Annotated in this window: 20 protein-coding genes; 12 read left to right on the top strand and 8 right to left on the bottom strand. The window is 61.4% G+C overall.

The genetic code is table 11. The features are described 5' to 3' along the window. Positions 1 to 4 precede the first annotated feature (4 nt). Complete coding sequence (locus tag IF103_RS23565) at positions 5 to 481, top strand: DUF4399 domain-containing protein (protein ID WP_023382921.1); 477 nt, start codon at positions 5 to 7, stop codon at positions 479 to 481. A 120-nt stretch (positions 482 to 601) separates the two neighbouring features. On the opposite strand, the gene serA is transcribed toward IF103_RS23565, so the two are convergent. Beyond that, complete coding sequence (gene serA, locus IF103_RS23560; protein WP_023382920.1) at positions 602 to 1,831, bottom strand: phosphoglycerate dehydrogenase; 1,230 nt, start codon at positions 1,829 to 1,831, stop codon at positions 602 to 604. 170 nt (positions 1,832 to 2,001) lie between these two features. Here serA and IF103_RS23555 point away from each other — a divergent pair, with 170 nt between their 5' ends. The 4 genes from IF103_RS23555 (at position 2,002) to IF103_RS23540 (ending at position 6,223) form a co-directional block, all read left to right on the top strand. After that, positions 2,002 to 3,399 carry a D-2-hydroxyglutarate dehydrogenase gene (locus IF103_RS23555; protein ID WP_202676193.1) on the top strand — a complete coding sequence of 466 codons (1,398 nt, stop codon included), beginning with the start codon at positions 2,002 to 2,004 and terminating at the stop codon, positions 3,397 to 3,399. 25 nt (positions 3,400 to 3,424) lie between these two features. Then, positions 3,425 to 4,090 (top strand): fumarylacetoacetate hydrolase family protein, encoded by a 666-nt coding sequence (locus tag IF103_RS23550; protein WP_023382918.1) that lies wholly within the window; start codon positions 3,425 to 3,427, stop codon positions 4,088 to 4,090. Between the two features lie 204 nt (positions 4,091 to 4,294). Then, positions 4,295 to 5,221 carry an SdiA-regulated domain-containing protein gene (locus IF103_RS23545; protein WP_023382917.1) on the top strand — a complete coding sequence of 309 codons (927 nt, stop codon included), beginning with the start codon at positions 4,295 to 4,297 and terminating at the stop codon, positions 5,219 to 5,221. Positions 5,222 to 5,311: 90 nt separating this feature from the next. Continuing rightward, positions 5,312 to 6,223, top strand: coding sequence for an SdiA-regulated domain-containing protein (locus IF103_RS23540; RefSeq protein WP_202675744.1), 912 nt, complete (start codon positions 5,312 to 5,314; stop codon positions 6,221 to 6,223). Between the two features lie 26 nt (positions 6,224 to 6,249). On the opposite strand, the gene tcyN is transcribed toward IF103_RS23540, so the two are convergent. The 3 genes from tcyN to tcyJ are packed head-to-tail and all read right to left on the bottom strand — an operon-like array spanning position 6,250 to position 8,470. Then, a complete protein-coding gene (gene tcyN, locus IF103_RS23535) occupies positions 6,250 to 7,008 on the bottom strand; it encodes an L-cystine ABC transporter ATP-binding protein TcyN (RefSeq protein WP_023382915.1) in 759 nt (252 codons plus the stop codon). Between the two features lie 2 nt (positions 7,009 to 7,010). Beyond that, positions 7,011 to 7,679: a cystine ABC transporter permease gene (tcyL, locus tag IF103_RS23530; RefSeq protein WP_023382914.1), complete on the bottom strand. Its 669-nt coding sequence runs from the start codon at positions 7,677 to 7,679 to the stop codon at positions 7,011 to 7,013. Beyond that, positions 7,676 to 8,470: a cystine ABC transporter substrate-binding protein gene (gene tcyJ, locus IF103_RS23525; protein WP_023382913.1), complete on the bottom strand. Its 795-nt coding sequence runs from the start codon at positions 8,468 to 8,470 to the stop codon at positions 7,676 to 7,678. Before tcyJ ends, tcyL begins: the two co-directional genes overlap by 4 nt. Positions 8,471 to 8,760: 290 nt before the next feature. Here tcyJ and epsC point away from each other — a divergent pair, with 290 nt between their 5' ends. Together epsC and betT are read left to right on the top strand one after the other, a co-directional pair. Beyond that, the gene (epsC, locus tag IF103_RS23520; protein ID WP_027907221.1) at positions 8,761 to 9,693 is read left to right on the top strand and encodes a serine O-acetyltransferase EpsC; all 933 of its coding nucleotides are present in this window, start codon (positions 8,761 to 8,763) and stop codon (positions 9,691 to 9,693) included. Positions 9,694 to 9,997: 304 nt separating this feature from the next. Continuing rightward, on the top strand, positions 9,998 to 11,959 hold the full coding sequence (gene betT / locus IF103_RS23515; RefSeq protein WP_209439657.1) for a choline BCCT transporter BetT: 1,962 nt from the start codon (positions 9,998 to 10,000) through the stop codon (positions 11,957 to 11,959). Positions 11,960 to 12,021: 62 nt separating this feature from the next. Here the strand turns inward: betT and tauD are convergent, their stop codons facing one another. The 4 genes from tauD to tauA are packed head-to-tail and all read right to left on the bottom strand — an operon-like array spanning position 12,022 to position 15,520. Then, a complete protein-coding gene (tauD, locus tag IF103_RS23510) occupies positions 12,022 to 12,855 on the bottom strand; it encodes a taurine dioxygenase (RefSeq protein ID WP_202675743.1) in 834 nt (277 codons plus the stop codon). Between the two features lie 47 nt (positions 12,856 to 12,902). Further along, on the bottom strand, positions 12,903 to 13,733 hold the full coding sequence (gene tauC / locus IF103_RS23505; RefSeq protein ID WP_023382909.1) for a taurine ABC transporter permease TauC: 831 nt from the start codon (positions 13,731 to 13,733) through the stop codon (positions 12,903 to 12,905). Beyond that, the gene (tauB, locus tag IF103_RS23500) at positions 13,730 to 14,524 is read right to left on the bottom strand and encodes a taurine ABC transporter ATP-binding subunit (protein WP_202675742.1); all 795 of its coding nucleotides are present in this window, start codon (positions 14,522 to 14,524) and stop codon (positions 13,730 to 13,732) included. Before tauB ends, tauC begins: the two co-directional genes overlap by 4 nt. A 24-nt stretch (positions 14,525 to 14,548) precedes the next feature. Then, positions 14,549 to 15,520: a taurine ABC transporter substrate-binding protein gene (gene tauA / locus IF103_RS23495; protein WP_023382907.1), complete on the bottom strand. Its 972-nt coding sequence runs from the start codon at positions 15,518 to 15,520 to the stop codon at positions 14,549 to 14,551. 501 nt (positions 15,521 to 16,021) lie between these two features. On the opposite strand from tauA, the gene IF103_RS23490 reads away from it, so the two are divergent. The 5 genes from IF103_RS23490 (at position 16,022) to ssuD (ending at position 21,485) form a co-directional block, all read left to right on the top strand. Further along, on the top strand, positions 16,022 to 17,362 hold the full coding sequence (locus IF103_RS23490; protein ID WP_104883140.1) for an OprD family porin: 1,341 nt from the start codon (positions 16,022 to 16,024) through the stop codon (positions 17,360 to 17,362). 163 nt (positions 17,363 to 17,525) lie between these two features. Further along, positions 17,526 to 18,164, top strand: a complete 639-nt coding sequence (locus IF103_RS23485) for a peroxiredoxin (RefSeq protein ID WP_023382905.1) — start codon at positions 17,526 to 17,528, stop codon at positions 18,162 to 18,164. 460 nt (positions 18,165 to 18,624) lie between these two features. Next, entirely contained in the window at positions 18,625 to 19,218 is a 594-nt protein-coding gene (ssuE, locus tag IF103_RS23480) for an NADPH-dependent FMN reductase (protein WP_202675741.1), read from the top strand. A 93-nt stretch (positions 19,219 to 19,311) separates the two neighbouring features. Then, positions 19,312 to 20,277 (top strand): sulfonate ABC transporter substrate-binding protein, encoded by a 966-nt coding sequence (locus IF103_RS23475; RefSeq protein ID WP_023382903.1) that lies wholly within the window; start codon positions 19,312 to 19,314, stop codon positions 20,275 to 20,277. 59 nt (positions 20,278 to 20,336) lie between these two features. Continuing rightward, a complete protein-coding gene (ssuD, locus tag IF103_RS23470; RefSeq protein WP_027907224.1) occupies positions 20,337 to 21,485 on the top strand; it encodes an FMNH2-dependent alkanesulfonate monooxygenase in 1,149 nt (382 codons plus the stop codon). Positions 21,486 to 21,492 lie beyond the last annotated feature (7 nt).

Raw genomic sequence — 21,492 nt, 5'->3', positions numbered from 1 at the left:
GTGAATGAACAGCCTATTTTCGCGTGCTGCCGTCGCCGGTTTGCTGATGGGGGTATCGGTGTTCGCCGGCGCTGCGGATGCGCTCAAGAGCCAGGAACCGCCCCAGGATGCCAAGGTCTTCATCGTTTCCCCCGCCGATGGTGCCACGGTCGACAAGACCTTTACCGTCAAGTTCGGTATCGAAGGCATGGCGCTCAAGCCCGCTGGCGACCAGACCCCGCACACCGGCCATCACCACCTGCTGGTGGATGTCGACACAGCACCGGCTGCCGATCAGCCATTGCCAACCAGCCTGATGCCGGAGAACAACGCGCCGCTGCCGGCCGGCCCGCAAGTGCTGCACTTCGGCAAGGCGCAGACCGAAGCGACCATTACCCTGACCCCAGGCAAGCACACCTTGCAGCTGGTGCTGGGCGACCAGTATCACGTGCCGTTCAAGCCGAGCGTCGAGTCGAAGAAAATCACGGTAACCGTGAAATGATTGCTGCTCCTTTCGCATGCTGAAGCTGCCGGAGCGGGTTCATTCGCGAAAGAGCCGGGACACAGGCAATAAAAAAGGCGACCTTCATCGAAGGTCGCCTTTTTCGTTAGCGGTGGAAACTCAGAACAGTACGCGGGAACGGATGGTGCCCTTGACGTGCTGCAGTTTCTCTTGCGCCAGGTCCGAGTACTCGGCGTCCACGTCGATTACCACGTAACCCACTTTCTCGTCGGTCTGCAGGAACTGACCGGAGATGTTGATGCCGTTTTCGGCGAAGACCTTGTTGATCTCGCTGAGTACGCCAGGGATGTTTTCGTGGATGTGCAGCAGGCGATGCTTGCCTGGGTGCGCTGGCAGGGCCACTTCCGGGAAGTTGACCGACGATACCGAGGTACCGTTGTCGCTGTACTTGACCAGCTTCTCGGCCACTTCCAGGCCGATGTTGGCCTGCGCTTCGGCGGTGGAACCACCGATGTGCGGGGTCAGGATCACGTTGTCCAGGCCACGCAGCGGGCTTTCGAACTGCTCGTCGTTGGAGCGAGGCTCGACCGGGAATACGTCGATGGCGGCGCCGATCAGGTGCTTGTCCTTGATGGCGGCGGCCAGGTGATCCAGTTCGACCACGGTGCCACGGGCGGCGTTGATCAGGATCGAGCCCTTCTTCATCGCACGGATTTCCTTCTCGCCAATCATCCACTGGGTGGAGGGCAGCTCAGGAACGTGCAGCGAGACGATGTCGGCCAGGCCCAGCAGTTCGTGCAGGCTGGTGACCTGGGTGGCGTTACCCAGCGGCAGCTTGGTCAGCGGGTCGTAGAAGTAGACCTGCATGCCCAGGCTTTCGGCCAGGACCGACAGCTGGGTACCGATCGAGCCGTAGCCGACGATGCCCAGTTTCTTGCCACGGATTTCGAACGAGTTGGCCGCGCTCTTGATCCAGCCGCCACGGTGGCACGAGGCGTTTTTCTCAGGGATGCCGCGCAGCAGCAGGATGGCTTCAGCCAGTACCAGTTCGGCCACCGAACGGGTGTTGGAGTACGGGGCGTTGAACACGGCGATGCCGCGCTCGCGGGCAGCGTTCAGGTCGACCTGGTTGGTACCGATGCAGAAGCAGCCGACAGCGACCAGTTTCTTGGCACTGTCGAAGATCTCTTCGGTCAGCTGGGTACGCGAGCGGATGCCGATGAAGTGGGCATCAGCGATCTTTTCCTTGAGTTCCGCCTCTGGCAGCGAGCCAGTGTGGTACTCGATATTGGTGTACCCGGCAGCCTTGAGGGTATCCACCGCGTTCTGGTGCACACCTTCAAGAAGAAGGAACCTGATCTTGCTCTTGTCGAGAGAAGTCTTGCTCATCTGCGTAAACCTGTATCCCGGAGAAAAAATGGCGAGGGGGTAAAGCGGCGCGGTGTCGGCCTTAGCACGAACAGCAGGGGGGCTATGCTAGCATACGCGACACAATCTGAGCTTATCCCGACAGGTGAAGAGTGCTCAGGGTGACTATGAATAAGTCGAGAGTTCCGGCGATGACCCACCCGGCGGTAATTGATGAACTGAAGACCCTGGTCGACCCTGGCCGGGTGCTGACCGACGCGGCTTCTCTTGATACCTACGGCAAGGACTGGACCAAGCATTTTCCCCCAGCACCCTCGGCCATCGTCTTTCCCAAGACGGTCGAGCAGGTACAGGCCATCGTCCGCTGGGCCAATTACCACAAGGTCGCGCTGGTGCCTTCTGGCGGGCGGACCGGGCTTTCTGCCGGCGCCGTGGCGGCCAACGGCGAAGTCGTCGTCGCTTTCGACTACATGAACCAGATTCTCGACTTCAATGCCTTCGACCGCACCGTGGTCTGTCAGCCGGGTGTCATCACCCGCCAACTGCAATTGTTCGCCGAAGAACATGGCTTGTATTACCCGGTGGACTTCGCTTCCTCCGGCTCCAGTCAGATTGGCGGCAATATCGGCACCAATGCCGGTGGGATCAAGGTCATTCGCTACGGCATGACCCGCAACTGGGTCGCGGGCCTCAAGGTGGTCACTGGCAAGGGTGAACTGCTCGAATTGAACAAGGACCTGATCAAGAACGCCACAGGCTATGACCTTCGCCAGCTGTTCATCGGTGCCGAAGGTACGCTGGGCTTCGTGGTCGAGGCCACCATGCGCCTGGATCGCGCTGCGCGCAACCTTACTGCCATGGTGCTGGGCACACCGGACTTCGACTCGATCATGCCAGTGCTGCATGCCTTCCAGGCCAGGCTGGACCTGACCGCCTTCGAGTTCTTCTCCGACAAGGGCCTGGCCAAGATCATGGCACGAGGCGATGTGCCGGCACCGTTCGAGACCGACTGCCCGTTCTATGCCCTGCTGGAATTCGAGGCCACCACCGAGGACGTCGCCAACGAGGCCCTGGCCACCTTCGAGCATTGCGTCGAGCAGGGCTGGGTGCTGGATGGGGTGATGAGCCAGAGCGAGACCCAGCTCAAGAACCTGTGGAAGCTACGCGAGTACCTGTCCGAGACCATCTCCCACTGGACGCCGTACAAGAACGACATCTCGGTCACCGTTTCGAAAGTGCCGGCTTTCCTGCGTGACATCGACGCCATTGTCGCCGAGCACTACCCGGACTACGAAGTGGTCTGGTATGGCCACATCGGCGACGGCAACCTGCACCTGAACATCCTCAAGCCCGACTCTATGAGCAAGGATGATTTCTTCGCCTCCTGTGCCAAGGTCAACAAGTGGGTGTTCGAGATCGTGCAGCGCTATGACGGCTCGATCTCCGCGGAGCACGGCGTAGGCATGACCAAGCGCGACTACCTGGGCTACAGCCGCTCGCCTGAAGAAATTGCCTGCATGAAGGCAATTAAGGCCGTCTTCGACCCTAACGGGATCATGAATCCGGGTAAGATCTTCGCTCCTGAATAAAAAGCAGTATCCAGAGGAGTCGGCCATGAGTTACCAGCACCAGTACGTAGACGGCACGCGCATCCACTTCCCACTGGGCAAGGTGGTGTGCATCGGCCGTAACTATGCCGAGCATGCCAAGGAACTGGACAACCCCATTCCCACCGAGCCGCTGCTGTTCATCAAGCCAGGCAGTTGCGTGGTGCCGCTGGAAGGTGGCTTCAAGATTCCGACCGACCGTGGCTCGGTTCACTACGAAGCGGAGATCGCAGTTCTGCTGGGCAAGCCGCTGTCCACCAAGCCGACCGAGGAAGAGGTGCTCGACGCTATTTCCGGTTATGCGCCAGCCCTGGACCTGACCCTGCGCGACGTGCAGGCCAAGCTCAAGGAAAAGGGCCTGCCGTGGGAGCTGAGCAAGAGCTTCGATGGTGCCTGCGTGCTGCCGCCGTTCGTTTCCGCCGCCAGCTTCGAGGATCTGACCGACATCGGCATTCGCCTGACCATCAATGGCGAAGTGCGCCAGGATGGCAACAGCGCGATGATGCTCAACCCCATCGTGCCGATGATCCAGCACATTGCCGCGCACTTTTCCCTGCAGGCGGGCGATGTGGTTCTGACCGGCACGCCAGCCGGCGTTGGCCCGTTCAGCGTGGGCGATGAGCTGGTGCTGGAGCTGCCGGGCGTCAGCCGTTTCGAAAGCCGCGTGCTCTGACGGCTGGCCTGCCGGCATCGCCGGATATCGCCGGCAAGCCGGCTCCCACAGGTTGCACGGTTTGACCGGGGAGCCGGCTTGTCGGCCAGGTGGCCTTCAGCGCGTGTGCAAGACAGTTTTTTCACAAACCATCTGGATAATGCGCTGATCATCGTCCATCTACCGGCGCCAGCGTTAGCCCGGCACATTCCAGGAACTCTTCGCATGGCTCCCTCCCCCAGCGCCTCTGCCACCTCCCGTCACAAGCGTCGCTTCTTCCTGCGCTGGCCGTTCGGGCTGGCCGTGGCGGCCGTGATCGGTTACGGCGTTGCCGTGGCGATGCACTGGGATGACCGGGGGCTGCTGTGGGTCAAGGAGCGCTTCGAGAGCTCGGCCGAACGCAGCGAGAGCGTCTGGCTGCCGAACTATCGGGTTGACATCGACGCCAAGGTCTTGCCGGGCATGGAGGACGACGAGGCATCGGACCTGTCCTTCAACCCGCGCACCCGCACCCTGTTCGCCGTCATGGGCAAGAATCCGTTCCTGGTCGAGTTGAGCCTCGATGGCGATGTGCTGCGCAAGATGCCACTCAACGGCTGGGAGAACCCCGAAGGCGTCGCTGTGCTGGAGGACGGGCACCTGGCTATTGTCGACGAGCGCCGCCACGACCTGACCCTGGTCAAGGTGGATGAGCACACCACGGCCTTGAACCGAACCGACTTCCAGAGCTACGACCTGGGTGAGTCGGTCAAGAGCAACAAGGGCTACGAATCGGTGGCCTGGGACCCCCTGCGACAGCGGCTGGTCATCGGGGAAGAACGCCCGCCGAAGCTATTCACCTGGAGCACCGATGGCCGCAGCCCTTTGAAGGGCGAGAAGCAATCGCTGCCTAATGACGAACTGGACCTGCGCAACCTGTCGGCCCTTGACGTTGACCCGCGTACCGGCCATTTGCTCGCGCTGTCGGCTGACTCCAACATGCTGCTTGAGCTGGACGAACAGGGCCAGCAAGTCAGCTTCATGACGCTGCTGGGCGGTTTCAACGGCCTGGAAGACACCGTGCCGCGTGCCGAGGGGGTGGCCATGGATGACCAAGGCAACCTGTACATGGTCAGCGAGCCCAACCTGTTCTATCGCTTCAGAAAAGACTGAAGATTGCTTCGGGCCATTCTTACGCCAGCATTAAGCTTTACTTCAGTTGATCATGGTTAGATTCGCCATCCTCACGTCGAGTCTGCCGTTATGCGCCGTTTTGTCCGCCCGCCACTGATCCTTGCCACCTTCGGTTTGCTTGCCTTGTGCATGGTGGTGGTGGCCGGCTATGAGTTTCGCCTGTTCGAGCGGGGCTGGTTCAACCTGAAGACCTGGTGGCAGCCTGCGCAGCAGAGCATCGGCCTGGATCGCTACCGGGTGGTGGTCGAGGCGCAACCTGTCGAAGGGCTGGACGATGACGTTTCGGCGCTGACCTACGACCCCGACCGCAAGACCCTCTTCACAGTGACCAACAAGCGCTCGGAATTGATCGAGCTGTCGTTGGCTGGCCGCATTCTACGCCGTGTTCCATTGACCGGGTTCGGCGATCCCGAAGCTGTGGAGTACGTCGGGCCGAACAGCTACGTGATCACCGACGAACGCCAGCAGCGGTTGATCCGTGTGCGTCTGGACGATGACACGATGTTCCTTGATGCCCATGATGCCGAGCAACTGACGCTGGGCATTGGCCTGAACGGAAACAAGGGCTTCGAGGGCCTGGCATACGACTCGACGGGCAAGCGCCTGTTCGTGGCCAAGGAGCGGGATCCGATGATGATCTATGAGGTTCATGGCTTCCCGCATGCCAACCCCGAACAGCCCTACGCCGTGCATGTGGTGCAGGACCGCGAGCGCGATTCACGGCTGTTCGTACGGGACCTGTCGAGCCTGCAGTTCGATGAGCGCAGCGGGCACTTGCTGGCGCTGTCCGACGAGTCGCGCCTGGTGCTGGAACTGGATGTGGAGGGCCGGCCGCTGAGCTCCTTGTCGCTGCGCAAGGGCTATCAGGGGTTGAAGGAAACGGTACCGCAGGCAGAGGGTATCGCCATGGATGAAGCCGGAACGATCTACCTGGTCAGCGAGCCGAATCTGTTCTACGTGTTCAAGCAGCCGGCTGACTGAAGGTCCAGCGCGCCGGCTGATGGCCTTCAATCGCCGGCTGCAGTTCCCAGGAACTTGCGCAGGAACTGCCGTGTGCGCTCTTCCTTGGGGTTGGCGAACAGTGCCTTGGCCTCGCCCTGTTCCACGATCACGCCCTTGTCGAAGAAAATCACCCGGTTCGCCACGTCGCGAGCAAAGCTCATCTCGTGGGTGACGATGATCATGGTGCGTTTTTCCTCGGCCAGCCCACGGATGGTGGCCAGCACTTCTCCGACCAGCTCGGGGTCGAGCGCCGACGTCGGCTCGTCGAACAGGATGACTTCCGGCTCCATGGCCAGGGCGCGGGCAATGGCGACCCGTTGCTGCTGGCCACCGGACAGGCGCCGTGGGTAGGCATCTTCCTTGCCAGCCAGGCCCACCTTGGCCAATAACCGCCGGCCCAATTCCGCCGCTTGTGCTTTCGGGGTCTTCTTGACGATCACCGGCCCCTCGATCACGTTTTCCAGGGCCGTGCGGTGGGGGAACAGGTTGAAGTTCTGGAACACGAAGCCGGCTTGCTGGCGCAGCTGGCGGATTGCACCTTGCTGGCTACCCAGCGGACGGTTGGCATCGATGCGAATGTTGCCGATCTGGATCTGCCCGGCATCAGGGGTTTCCAGCAGGTTCAGGCAGCGCAGGAAGGTGGTCTTGCCCGAGCCGCTGGGGCCGATGATGGCCACCACTTCGCCGGGCTGCACCGTCAGGTCGATACCGTTGAGCACGGTCTGGCCCTTGAACTGCTTCGTCAGGCCTTTTACTTCGATCATGCTCAATGCTCCTGGTCGTGCTGGTTGACCCGCGCTTCCATGCGGTTCTGGAAGTGCGCGAGGATGCTGCAGAGAATCCAGTAGATCACCGCAACAGCCAGGTACATGGTGAAGACTTCGAAGGTGCGTGCGGTGATCAACTGCGCCTGGCGGAACAGCTCTGGCACCTGGATGGTCGCCGCGAGGGCAGTGTCCTTGACCAATGAGATGAAGCTGTTACCCAACGGCGGCAGTGCGGTTCGCAAGGCCTGCGGCAGGATGGCCCGGCGCATGGCCTGGGTGCGGGTCATGCCGATACTGGCGGCGGCTTCCCACTGGCCGCGGTCGATCGACGAGATGGCCGCCCGCAGGATTTCGCAGATGTAGGCCGCCATGTTCAGCGACAGGCCGATCAGCGATGCCGGGATCGGGTCGAGCTCGATACCGATCTGTGGCATGCCGAAATAGATGACGAACAACTGCACCAGCAGGGGGGTGCCCCGGAAGAACGACACGTAGACACGTGCCAGCCAGTTCAGTGGCAGGATTTTCGACAGGCGCATCAGTGCCAGGGCAAACCCCAGCACAAGGCCGAAGAACATGCCGCCGACACTGAGCAGTACCGTATAACCCGCGCCCTTGAGCAGGAAGGGCGCGGAATCGACAACGAGTTGCAGGCTTTCAGCGATCATTTAGTGACATCGGCACCGAAGTATTTCTCGGACAGCTTGGCCAGCGTGCCGTCAGCCTTGAGCTTGTCCAGCGCCTTGTTGATGGCCGCCAGCAGCTCAGGCTCGCCCTTGCGCAAGGCAACACCGGACTCCAGGCGCGAGAACGCATCGCCGGCCAGTTGGGTGTCCTTGGCTTTCTGCGCGTACTCCAGCGCGGCCAAACGATCGATCAGGATCGCGTCGATGCGGCCGTTGCGCAGGTCGGCGAACTTGCTTGGGTCATCTTCATAGGTGCGCACATCGGCTTGCGGGACGTCCTGTTTCACCCACTGTTCGTAGTTGGTGCCCAGGCCCACGCCGACCTTCTTGCCCGCCAGGTCTGCCGCCTTGTGGATGTTCAGCTGGTCAGCCTTCTTCTTCAGGATCAGGGCCTGGATACCGGAGACGGTGTAGGGCTCGGAGAAGTCGTACTTCTTCTTGCGCTCCTCGGAAATGGTGACCTGGTTGATCACCACGTCCAGGCGCTTGGATTCCAGTGCTGCGAGAATGCCATCCCATTTGGTCGGCTGGACCTTGGCCTTCACCCCAAGCTCTTTGGCCAGCAGCTCGGAAAGCTCCACTTCGAAGCCGGTCAGCTTGCCGTTTTCGTCCTGGAAGCTGAAGGGGGGATAGGTGCCTTCCAGGCCGACGTTGATCACGCCTTTTTCCTGGATGGTTTTCAGTTGCTCGCCAGCGAAGGCCTGGCTGAGCAGACCGGCGCCCAGCAGGACGGCCAGGGTAGCGTTGAGTAGCGGTTTGGCAAATTTCGGCATGACAGGCCCCGCGCTTGTTGTGGAAGTAGTGGTTGGCGACTATAGGGGTGAATTTGATAGGTCGGGAAATAATAAAAAATCAGGTTGTTATTCCTAAATCCCGATTTTGAATCAGCTTATGCCCGAGTTAGCTCAGGATGGAATAAAGCGTTGTTTTTTCCAAGGGGGAGAATTGACGTATCGTGGGACAAAAGGCTGGCACTTCCTTTGTGGGCGGCGGATGCCGTAGCCGACAAGCCGGTTGCTACAGGGGATGCGTGCCTATTCGAGAACACCGGCAGGAGAACACCGTGAGCGAACAATCTTCATCTGGGCATTGGCAATTGCAGAGCATCGTCAGCGGCCTGCGCAGCGCCCGGGAGCAGTGGCGCACCCGCAATGGCCGTAGCAGTGGTGAGCAAGGCGGGCGCGAACTGCCCTCGCGCGAGGCCATGCGGCACATTCTCGAACAGTTGTGCGGGGCGTTGTTTCCCATGCGCCTGGGGCCGGTGGACCTGCGGGAAGAAAGCGAAGACTTCTATGTCGGTCATACCCTCGATGCCGCGCTGACCGCGCTGTTGGCCCAGGCGCGCCTGGAGTTGCGTTACGCGGCAAGGCACAACAAGGGCGACCTGAGTACCGTGGACGCCCAGGCCCTGCGCTTGATCCAGGACTTCGCTGCGGCCCTGCCGAATCTGCGTGTGCTGCTCGACACCGATGTGCTGGCCGCATACCACGGCGACCCAGCGGCACGTAGTGTGGATGAGGTCCTGCTGTGCTACCCCGGCATTCTGGCGATCATCCACCATCGCCTGGCGCACCACCTCTATCAGGCCGGCCTGCCGTTGTTGGCGCGGATCAGCTCGGAGCTGGCGCACTCGGCCACGGGTATCGACATACACCCGGGTGCGCAGATTGGCCCGAGCTTCTTCATCGACCATGGCACCGGTGTGGTGATCGGTGAAACCGCCATCATTGGTGAGCGGGTCCGTATCTACCAGGCGGTGACGTTGGGCGCCAAGCGCTTCCCCAGCGACGAGTCGGGAACGTTGCACAAGGGCCTGGCGCGCCACCCGATCGTCGAAGACGATGTGGTGATCTACGCCGGGGCGACTATTCTGGGGCGGATCACCATTGGCAAGGGGTCGACCATCGGCGGCAACGTGTGGCTGACGCGCAGCGTGCCAGCCGAGAGCAACATCACCCAGGCGAATTTGCAGTTGGATTGCCAGGACAAGACTTGACCTGATGGGGGGCGGGTCGGGTTGGCGCCATCGCGGGTGAACCCGCTCCCACAGGGGCCTGAGTGAGCCTGTGGGAGCCCCGCCACAAGCTGGTTCTACCTTCGCCAGTCGGCACCCCAGGTCGCATTGAAAGTCGATCCATGTTTAACTTGAACGCTTGTTCAACGAAAAACGCTGGTCCGCTGCCGGTGTTCAACAGGAGGATTCCTTTGCTGAACCCGTTCAATCCGAACCTCACGTCCTTCGACGAGGTGCATGCCCAATGAGTGCACCGACCGCTTCCCTTGCCCACGGCAAGATCCGCATGAACCCTCCGGTGTTCTACTTCGCGGCAAGTTTCATCCTTTTGTTCGGCCTGGTGGTCATCGCATTCCCTCAAGCCTCAGGTGAGTGGCTGCTGGCGGCACAGAACTGGGCGGCCAACACGGTCGGCTGGTACTACATGCTGGCGATGACCCTGTACCTGGTCTTCGTGGTGGTCACCGCCTTGTCCGGCTACGGCAAGATCAAGCTCGGTGCCGACCACGACGAACCCGAGTTCAGTTACCTGTCCTGGGCCGGCATGCTGTTCGCCGCTGGCATCAGCATTACCCTGTTCTTCTTTTGCGTCTCCGAACCGCTGACCCACATGCTGCAACCGCCTCAGGGCGAAGCGGGTACGGCGGAGGCCGGGCGCCAGGCGATGCAGATCCTGTTCCTGCACTGGGGCCTGCATGGCTGGGGCGTGTTCGCCTTCGTCGGCATGGCCCTGGCCTACTTCGCCTACCGCCACAACCTGCCGCTGGCCCTGCGGTCGGCGCTGTATCCGCTGATCGGCAAGCGTATCAACGGCCCCATCGGCTATGCGGTGGACGGCTTTGGCATCATTGCCACGGTCTTCGGCCTCGGTGCCGATATGGGTTTCGGCGTGCTGCACCTGAATTCCGGGCTGGACTACCTGTTCGGTATCAGCCATAGCCAGTGGGTGCAGGTCATCCTCATCACCCTGATGATGGGTGCGGCGGTAGCCGTTGCGGTGGCAGGGGTCGAGAAGGGCGTGCGGGTGATGAGCGACATCAACCTGTTCCTGGCCTGTGCGCTGTTGCTGTTCGTGCTGTTCGCCGGGCCTACCCAGCACTTGTTCAACACCCTGATCCAGAACCTCGGCGACTACCTCGGTGCCTTGCCGCGCAAGAGTTTCGATGTATACGCCTACGGTGAGAATCGCGACTGGCTCGGCGGCTGGACGGTGTTCTACTGGGCCTGGTGGATTGCCTGGGCTCCGTTCGTGGGCTTGTTCATCGCACGTATTTCCCGTGGCCGGACCATCCGCGAATTCGTCTTCGGCGTGCTGCTGATTCCGCTGGGCTTCACCCTGGCGTGGATGTCGATCTTCGGCAACAGCGCCTTGGACCAGGTGATCAACCACGGCATGACCGCGCTCGGGCAGTCGGCGCTGGATAACCCGTCGATGAGTCTGTACCTGCTGCTGGAAACCTACCCGTGGAGCAAGACCGTCATCGCGGTGACGGTCTTCATCAGCTTCGTGTTCTTCGTCACGTCGGCCGACTCGGGCACGGTGGTGCTGTCGACGCTGTCCGCCAAGGGCGGTGGTGCCGATGAAGATGGGCCGAACTGGCTGCGGATCTTCTGGGGCGCGATGACGGCGCTGATCACCAGCGGGTTGCTGTTCGCTGGCAGCATCGACTCGCTCAAGTCGGCGGTGGTGCTGACTTCGCTGCCATTCTCGCTGATTTTGCTGAGCATGATGTGGGGGCTGCACAAGGCGTTTTACCTGGAGTCCCAGCGGCAGATCGCGCAGATGCACTCGTTGGCGCCGTTCGCCCAGTCACGTCGTGGTCGTGGTGGCTGGCGCCAGCGTCTGAGCCAGGCGGTGCACTTCCCGTCACGCGATGAGGTGTATCGCTTCATGGATGACGTGGTGCGCCCGGCGATTGCCGACGTGACCGAAGTGTTCGAGCAGAAGGGCCTGGCGCTGATTACCCAGGACGACCCGAGTCACGACAACGTCAGCCTGAAGATTGGCCATGGCGAGGAGCAGCCATTCCTTTACCAGGTGCAGATGCGCGGGTATTTCACGCCATCGTTCGCCTTGGGTGGATTGGGGACCCAGGATTTGAAGAACCGCCGCTACTACCGGGCGGAGGTGCATCTGAGCGAGGGCAGCCAGAACTACGACCTGGTGGGCTACAGCAAGGAGCAGATCATCAACGACATTCTCGACCAGTACGAACGGCACATGCAGTTCCTGCACCTGGTCCGATAGATCGCGGGGGCCGCGTTGCGGCCCTTTCGCGACACAAGGCCGCGGCCACCAGCCGAGGGCATTCAGAACGGCGCGTCCCCCAGGATGGTCGCCCGATGCATCACCCGCCGGCTCGGCCGGTAATCATCCACCGCGAAATGCTGGGTCACGCGGTTGTCCCAGAAGGCCACGTCGTTCTCCTGCCACCGCCAGCGAATGCTGAACTCTGGCCGCGTGGCGTGGGCGAACAGCAACTTCAGCAGCGCCTCGCTCTCCAGTTCGCTCAACTCGTTGATGCGAGTCGTGAAGCCTTCGTTGACGAACAGCGCCTTGCGCCCGCTCACCGGGTGGGTGCGCACCACCGGGTGAGACAGCGGCGGGTTGTTGCGGCGGGTAGCTTCCCAGCGCGCCAGGTCTTCAGCCGTGGTGCCGAAGCGCTCGAGCGGGAACGACTTGGTGAAGTCATGGGTGGCGGTCAGACCGTCGAGCATCTCGCGCAGCGGCGCTGACAACGCCTCGAAGGCGGCGATACCACTGGCCCACAGTGTATCGCCGCCGTAGGCCGGCAGCTGCTTGGCGCTAAGTACCGCGCCCAGCGCCGGGGTGCGCAAGAAGGTCACATCGGTGTGCCAGACCGCGTTATCGCGCATGTCGGTGACCGCGGTGTCGAGGATCAGCACCTGCGGGGTTTCCGGCACATTGGGGTAGATCGGGTGAATGTGCAGGTCGCCGAAGCGGGCAGCGAAACGGGCCTGCTGTTCAGGCGTGATCGGTTGGTCGCGGAAGAACAGCACCTGATGCTTGAGCAGCGCTTGTTCGATGGCATCGCGTTGCTCGACGGTGATCTCGCGGCTGATATCCACGCCACTGATCAGCGCACCGAGCGCTGGGCTGAGAGGGGTAACGGTCAGGCTCATGTCTTGTCTCGTTCTAGCGCCGGCGTGCCAGCGTGGTCAGTCGGTAATCAGTGGCTTTGCCCATGCCAGGGCACCAGCTTGCGTTGCAGGGCGCGCAGGCCCATCTCCAGGGCGAAGGCGATCAGCGCGATCAGCAGGATGCCCAGTACCACCACGTCGGTAACCAGGAACTGCGCCGCAGACTGCACCATGAAGCCCAGGCCGCTGGTGGCGGCGATCAGCTCGGCGGCCACCAGGGTCGACCAGCCGACACCCAGGCCGATCCGAATGCCGGTGAGGATGTCGGGCAGGGCACTTGGCAGGATCACGTGGCGAATCAATTGCGCCTGGGTAGCGCCCAGCGATTGCGCGGCCCGCAGTTTGGCAGGGTCGACGGTGCGCACGCCGGTGGCGGTGGCGATGGCGATCGGAGCAAAGATCGCCAAGTAGATCAGCAGCACCTTGGACAGCTCGCCGATACCGCACCAGATGACGATCAACGGCAGGTAGGCCAGCGGCGGAATCGGGCGGTAGAACTCGATCAGCGGGTCGAGGATGCCCCGGGCCACGCGGTTGTAGCCGATGGCGATGCCGACCGGGATGGCGGTCAGCGTTGCCGCGACCAGCGCCAGCCCGATGCGGCCCAGGCTTGCGCCCAGGTGCTGCCACAGGCTGGCGTCCATGTAGCCTTGGGTAAGCAGCGTCCACGCCTTGGCCAGGATGTCGGCGGGCGAGGGCAGGAACAAAGGTTCGATCCAGCCAGCGGCAGTGACCAGCCACCACAAGGACAGTAGCAACCCGAGGGTCAGAGCGCTGATCCAGCGGGTTGGCAGTGGCTTGCGGGGCTTGGCCGCTGGCGCGGTACGCTTGGTGGCAACCGGCAGTTCGAGGATGCTCATGCGGATGCCTCCCGGCGGGCCGTTTCACGTTCGGAAAACACTCGCGCCAGCACGTGTTCGCGGGTTTCGATGAAGCGAGGATCGGACTTGATCGCCCGGGCCGATTCGCCAGCCGCGTAGCGCTGGCCAAAGTCCAGTTGCAAGCGTTCGACCACGCGGCCGGGGCTCGGCGCCAGCAATACGAGTTCGGAGGCCAGGAAGACCGCCTCCTCGATGTCGTGGGTAATCAGGAACACCGGCTTGGCGGTGCGCTGCCATACCTGCAGCAGCAGCTCTTGCATTTGTTCGCGGGTGAAGGCATCCAGGGCGCCGAACGGTTCGTCCATCAGCAGTATCCGAGGGTTTGCCGCCAGCGCCCGGGCCAGGCCCACGCGTTGTTTCTGGCCGCCGGACAACTGCCAGATGCGCCGCTCGCCGAAGCCTTCCAGGTCGACCAGGGCCAGCATCTCGCGAGCTTTGGCCTCGCGCTCCGGGCGAGCGACACCGGCCAGTTCCAGGCCAAAGGCGACGTTGCCCAGCACGTTCTGCCAAGGCAGCAAGGCATCGTCCTGGAACACCACGCCACGCTCGGCGCCAGGGCCTTGCACCGGGACACCATCCAGGGTGATGCGTCCGCCGCTGGGGGCGACGAAGCCGGCGATCAGGTTCAGCAGCGAGGTCTTGCCGCTGCCGGAAGGCCCGAGGGCCACCAGCAGCTGGCGCGGCCCCAGGCTCAGGTTGATGTCGGCCAGCACCGGGGTGGTGGCGCCGGGGTACTGTGCGCTGATGCGCTCCAGCTCAAGCAAGGCCATGACAGCCTCCCGTCGGTTGCAGTCTTAGTTGGGGATGTACTGGGCGCTGACGTACGGCGAGTAGTCAGGCAGCACTGCGTCGACCTTGCCTTGCTGCTTGAGGAAGGTGGCCGTGTCAGTGAGGGCCTGGGTCGTCGGCGCGCCAAGCGCACTGGCCTGGTCGGCGGCCAGCGGGTAGACGTTGCCTTGCAGCAGCACAGGGATGTCCGATGGCTTGGCGCCGGACAGCTTGGCCAGCTTGGCGACGTTGTCAGGGTTGGCCAACCAGGCTTTAGGGTCCTTGCGGTAGTCGGCGTAGGCGTCGAGGGTGACCTTGGCGAAGGCCTTGACCACATCAGGGTGCTTGGCGGCGAAGTCCTTGCGCACGATCCACGCGTCGAAGGTCGGTGCGCCTTTCTCGGCCAGCTCGCCGGAGGTGATCAGCACCTTGCCGTTCTCCTTGGCGACGCCCAGGGCCGGGTCCCAAACGTAGGTGGCGTCGATGTCGCCACGTTTCCAGGCGGCGATGATGGCCGGAGGCGCCAGGTTGAGGATCTGAACCTTGGACGGATCGATGTTCCAGCTCTTGAGCGCCGCCAGCAGGCTGTAATGACCGGTCGAGACGAAGGGCACCGCGACCTTCTTGCCGATCAGGTCTTGCGGGGTCTTGATGGTGTCGCGAGCGACCAGCGCTTCGCCGGCGCCGATCTGGGTGGCGATCAGGAACGTCTCGACCGGGAGTTTGCGGGTGGCGGCGGCAGCCAGCGGGCTGGAGCCCAGGTAGCCGATCTGCACATCGCCGCTGGCCACCGCGGTGATCACGTCGGCGCCATTGTCGAATTTGCGCCAGTCGATGCTGGCCTTGCTGGCTTTTTCATAGTCGCCATCGACCTGGGCCACTTTGGCCGGATCGACGGTGGTCTGGTAGGCCACGGTCAGGTCAGCGGCCTGGGCCAACCAGCTGGCGCTGGCGAGGGTCAGGGCGGCGAACAGGCGCAGCGGAGCGTGCGGGATCATGGTTGAACTCCTCGTCAGGCAATCGTGGTGATGGATGGCGAGAAGACTAGATGATCTAAGAAATCAGAAATAAATAACGTTTTGGAATTAGCTTAGGAGCCAAAGGTTTTAACCCTTGTCAAGTGGTCTGGGTGCCGCTGGCGAAACAGGTTTCCGCTGCTAGGCTCTTTTGCCTTTAGAAGAGAGGTGGGGGGCTAGCAGGTTGGCAAACGTTTGCAAATAACCTAAAGGTATGATTTGCGCGGACGATACAACTTTTGGCTGTAAAGGTTCCTACCTTATTCCGCAAAAATCTTAGAAATTCATAAAACGGTCATTTTTGATTTATAGGATTGTCATTATCCTGTAGCCCAGGCGGCGCCTTAGACCAAAGTCTAGAAATGTTTAGTAACCATTGACTAGACAGTCACACTTTGGGACTAAATCGCCAATCCATGGTGAGCACGGCAGAAGACCTGGCCACCTGAGACCTACAAGAATTAGAACGTAGAGGAGCAAAACATGTACAAGTCCAGCCTGGCTCTGGCCGTGGCACTGGGGGTTCTCGCCCAACAAGCAGGCGCTGCCGGTTTCGTAGAGGACAGCAAGCTGTCCCTGAGCTCGCGCACCATGTATTTCAATAACGATAACCGTGCGGGCGGTGCCGATAACCGTGAATCGGGTCAGGGCTTCAAGCTCGACTACAGCTCCGGTTTCACCGAGGGCACCGTAGGCTTTGGTGTCGATGCTCAGGCTCTCTGGGGCATTCACCTGGACGGCGGCCGCGGCAAGCACCCGAATAGCAGCACCTTCTTCCCAAGTGAAACCAACGGTTCTGCGGTGGATCAGTGGGCTCGTTTCGGTGCCAATGCGAAGGCCCGCTTCTCCAAGACCGAAGCGCACTTCGGTAGTGCACTCGCACCTATGCTGCCAATCCTGGTCTCTAACGATGGCCGTCTGCTGCCGCAGACCTTCGAAGGTGGCACCATCACCTCGAAGGAAATTGACAATCTGACCATCAATGCTGGTCAGCTGACTCATGCGATGGGCCGTGCATCTAGCAACCGAACTGGTCTGTCGGTCAGCGGTGCTACCGCAGATAGCAACAAGTTCCGCTACGGTGGTCTGGACTACAAGCTCACGCCTGATCTGACCCTGCAGTACTACTACTCGAATCTGGAAGACTTCTATAAGCAGCACTTCTTGGGTGCCACTCACATCTTCAAGATCTCTGATGATCAGTCATTCAAGACTGACCTGCGCTACTTCGATAGCAGCAGCGATGGTAAGAATGGCGAGGATGATGCCTATGCCTTTGACAACAACAAAGGCTATGCCAAGCACAAAGGTGAGGTGGACAACAAAACCTGGTCCGCGATGTTCACCTACACCCTCGGTTCGCACTCCTTCCTGCTGGGGCATCAGCAGGTCAGTGACGACGGTGCTTTCGTATGGCTGAACCAAGGTTCCGTGCGTGATGGAAACAACCGTCCCGAAGGTGCTGGTGGCTCAAGCTTCTATCTGTTCACCGACAGCATGATCAACCAGTTCGCTCGTGCCGGCGAAAACACCACTTTCGGCCAATACTCCTATGACTTCGCGCGTTTGGGTGTACCGGGCTTGAAGGCTTCCGTCTCGTACCTGCGTGGTACCGATGTTCGTTACGCCTCGGGCAACGGCACCTACAGCGAGTGGGAGCGTGATGCACGGATCGACTATGTGATTCAAGAAGGCACGCTCAAAGGCCTCGGTTTCAGCCTGCGTCAAGGTGTCTACCGTGGGACCAATGGTGACACCGGCGAGTTCACCAAAGACACCGACCAAACTCGCTTCATCGTGAACTACACTTACAGCTTCCTGTAAGTCGTAACCACAAAAAGAGCCTCGCCTAGTGCGAGGCTTTTTTGTGTCTCAACTTCTGTATTCCGCCTGGTTATAAATAAATCAATATTTATTCTTTTTGTTTTGAATCGAATGCAGGCACATTGAATCCCATAAGGCAAACACAGCACAGGAGCCGCAGCCCATGAGTCTCAAACTTGGCGACATCGCCCCCGATTTCGAACAAGCGTCCAGCGAAGGCAATATCCGCTTCCACGAATGGCTCGGCAACAGCTGGGGTGTGCTGTTCTCCCACCCGGCCGATTTCACGCCGGTATGCACCACCGAGTTGGGCCTGACCGCCAAGCTCAAGGACGATTTCGCCAAGCGCGGCGTCAAGGTCATCGCGCTGTCGGTAGACCCAGTCGACTCCCACCACCGTTGGATCGACGACATCAACGAAACCCAGAATACCGTGGTGAATTTCCCGATCATCGCTGACGCCGACCGCAAGGTGTCCGACCTGTACGACCTGATTCACCCCAACGCCAGCGATACCCTCACCGTGCGATCGCTGTTCGTCATCGACCCGAACAAGAAGGTGCGCCTGACCATTACCTATCCGGCCAGTACCGGGCGCAACTTCAACGAAATCCTGCGGGTGATCGACTCGCTGCAGCTCACCGACAACCACAAGGTCGCCACGCCAGGTAACTGGCAGGACGGCGACGACGTGGTGATCGTGCCGTCGCTGAAGGACGAGGACGAGATCAAGCAGCGCTTCCCTAAAGGCTACCGTGCCGTGAAGCCCTATCTGCGTCTGACCCCGCAACCTAATCGTTAAGGATCCTCGTTGCATTGCTCTTAGCCATAGCAGGGATATTCGGGCCGTTTCGACGGCCCTTTTTTATGGCTGCAGGAATGGTGTTCGGGCCGCTGGGTGATTGGCGCGAGAGGTACGGTGATCATGAGAACGAGCGCCGCCCGCGCGGCGCATCGCGAGCAAGGCTCGCTCCTACGTTTGTTTACGGCCAATAACGCCTGTGACAGACGCGCGCGACCGCCTTGTTTGTTCGGCTCGATATCGCGGCGCACGCCAAAGCGGTCGCGCGCATTTCCCGCTGGCATCACTGGCCCGAAACAAACGTAGGAGCGAGCCTTGCTCGCGATGCGCCGCGCGGGCGGCGCTCGATTGACGCATCAATGCAAATGCAAAATGGAATAAACAAATAAAAAAATATGATTTCTAGATATATAAGCCGACTGTTAATGTCTCTCCCCATAGAACTCAAGGAAGCGCTCCAATGCTGGTCGTCTCTATCGGTGGTAGCCCCAGTCCTCGTTCACGCTCTGGCGTGCTGCTCGAGCGTTCGCGCAATTGGCTACAGGAGCGTGGCGTCGAAGTGGTGAACTTCCAGGTGCGTGACTTTCCAGCCGAGGACCTGCTGCATGCGCGTTTCGACAGCCCGCATGTCCAGCACTTCCAGCAGGTGGTCGCCCAGGCCGATGGCCTGATAGTCGCAACCCCGGTGTACAAGGCGTCTTTCGCTGGTGCCCTGAAAACCCTGCTCGACCTGCTGCCCGAGCGCGCCCTGGTGCACAAGATCGTTTTGCCCATCGCTACCGGCGGCAGCATTGCCCATATGCTGGCGGTGGATTACGCACTCAAGCCCGTGCTGTCGGCACTTAAGGCGCAAGAGACCCTGCAAGGGATCTTCGCCGACGACAGCCAGGTCAGTTACGCAGAGGGCAGCAAGCCTGCCCAGCTGACACCCGCGTTGGAAGCGCGGCTGCTGGACTCGCTGGAAACCTTCCACGTTGCCTTGGCCCGTCGGCCGAGCGCCGTGGCCCCTGGCGTACTCAACGAACGCCTGATCAGTGCTCGCTGGAGCATCTGACCCGGCAACACCGCTTCACTGCTTTTCCACCTTACTCGCCCGTCAACGAGGCAAGCAGGTGCAACCCGAACCTCATTCGCACAGGAGAGCGCCATGCGCACAGTCTTCTTGCGTCGTGGTCTGGTCGCCCTGTTCGCGGCGGCTGTGTCCTTCGGCGCCATCACTCAGGCCCAGGCTGAAAGCCTGCGTATCGGTTATCAGAAATACGGCACCCTAGTGCTGCTCAAGGCCAAGGGTACGTTGGAAAAGCGCCTGGCCGAGCAAGGCATTCAGGTGCAATGGACCGAATTCCCCGGCGGTCCGCAGCTGCTCGAAGGGTTGAACGTTGGCTCCATTGACTTCGGCGTGACCGGCGAAACGCCACCCGTGTTCGCCCAGGCAGCTGGCGCTGACCTGCTCTATGTCGCTTATGAGCCACCTGCGCCGCACAGCGAAGCGATCCTGGTACCGAAGGGTTCGTCGATCCAGTCGGTCAAGGATCTCAAAGGCAGGAAAGTTGCCCTGAACAAGGGCTCCAACGTTCATTACCTGCTGGTCCGCGCCCTGGAAGACGCCGGCCTCAAGTACAGCGATATCCAGCCGGTCTACCTGCCGCCTGCCGATGCCCGCGCCGCTTTCGAGCGAGGCAGCGTCGATGCCTGGGTGATCTGGGACCCTTACCAGGCCGCCGCTGAGCAGCAGCTGCAGGCGCGTACCCTGCGCGACGGCAAAGGCCTGGTCGACAACCACCAGTTCTACCTGGCTACCCGCAATTACGCGACCCAGCACCCGGCGGTGATCAACACGCTGATCGATGAGGTGCGCGGTGTGGGTGAATGGTCCAAGGCCAACCCGCAGCAAGTCACCGAACAGGTAGCGCCGCTGCTTGGCCTACCTGCCGACATCACCCTGACGTCGGTCAAGCGCCAAGGCTACGGTGCCGCGCCGCTGACGCCGGAAGTGGTCGCCGCGCAGCAGAAGATCGCCGACACCTTCCAAGCGCTCAAGCTGATTCCCAAGCCGCTGAGCATCAAGGACGTGATCTGGACACCCCCGGCCAAGGTCGCCAGCGCGCCTTGAACCATTCGCTACGCCGGGGCGCCGCGCCGGCTTGAGCCACCCTTGAGGAGACAACTCCAATGAGCCTTAACATTTTCTGGTTCCTTCCGACCCACGGCGACGGCAAGTACCTGGGTACTTCCGAGGGCGCCCGCGCAGTCGATCATGGCTATTTGCAGCAGATCGCCCAGGCCGCCGACCGCCTTGGCTTTGGTGGTGTGCTGATTCCCACCGGGCGCTCCTGCGAAGACTCCTGGTTGGTCGCGGCATCGCTGATCCCCGTGACTCAACGCCTGAAATTCCTCGTCGCCCTGCGCCCAGGCATCATTTCGCCGACCGTCGCTGCCCGCCAGGCGGCGACCCTCGATCGTCTGTCCAATGGCCGTGCGCTGTTCAACCTGGTTACCGGTGGCGACCCGGACGAGCTGGCCGGTGATGGCCTGCATCTTAACCACCAGGAGCGCTACGAAGCGTCCGTCGAGTTCACCCGCATCTGGCGCAAGGTGCTCGAAGGCGAAGTGGTGGATTACGACGGCAAGCACATTCAGGTCAAGGGCGCCAAACTGCTCTACCCGCCGATCCAGCAGCCGCGTCCGCCGCTGTATTTCGGTGGCTCTTCAGAGGCTGCCCAGGATCTGGCCGCCGAACAGGTCGAGTTGTACCTGACTTGGGGCGAGCCGCCGGCCGCCGTGGCCGAGAAAATCGCCCAGGTGCGTGAGAAGGCCGCGGCGCAGGGCCGGGAAGTACGCTTTGGTATTCGTCTGCACGTAATCGTGCGGGAAACCAACGAGCAAGCCTGGGCCGCCGCCGACAAGCTCATCTCGCACCTGGACGACGACACCATCGCTCGCGCCCAGGCCTCGTTGGCGCGGTTCGATTCGGTCGGCCAGCAACGCATGGCGGCCCTGCACAACGGTAACCGCGACAAGCTGGAAGTCAGCCCCAACCTGTGGGCCGGCGTCGGCCTGGTTCGCGGTGGCGCAGGCACTGCACTGGTGGGCGACGGCCCGACGGTGGCGCAGCGGGTCAAGGAATACGCGGCACTGGGCATCGATACCTTCATCTTCTCGGGCTACCCACACCTGGAAGAGTCCTATCGCGTGGCTGAACTGCTGTTCCCCCACCTGGATGTACAGCGTCCACAGCAACCGAGCAGTGGTGGCTACGTGAGCCCGTTTGGCGAGATGGTGGCTAACGACATCCTGCCCAAATCCGTCGCGCAGAGCTGAGGGCCAG

Origin of the sequence: Pseudomonas sp. SK2 (assembly GCF_016772395.1) — a bacterium.
Classification (GTDB): Bacteria; Pseudomonadota; Gammaproteobacteria; order Pseudomonadales; family Pseudomonadaceae; genus Aquipseudomonas; species Aquipseudomonas taiwanensis.
The sequence above is the reverse complement of the archived record's forward strand: the minus strand, read 5'-3'. Positions and strand labels throughout refer to the sequence as shown.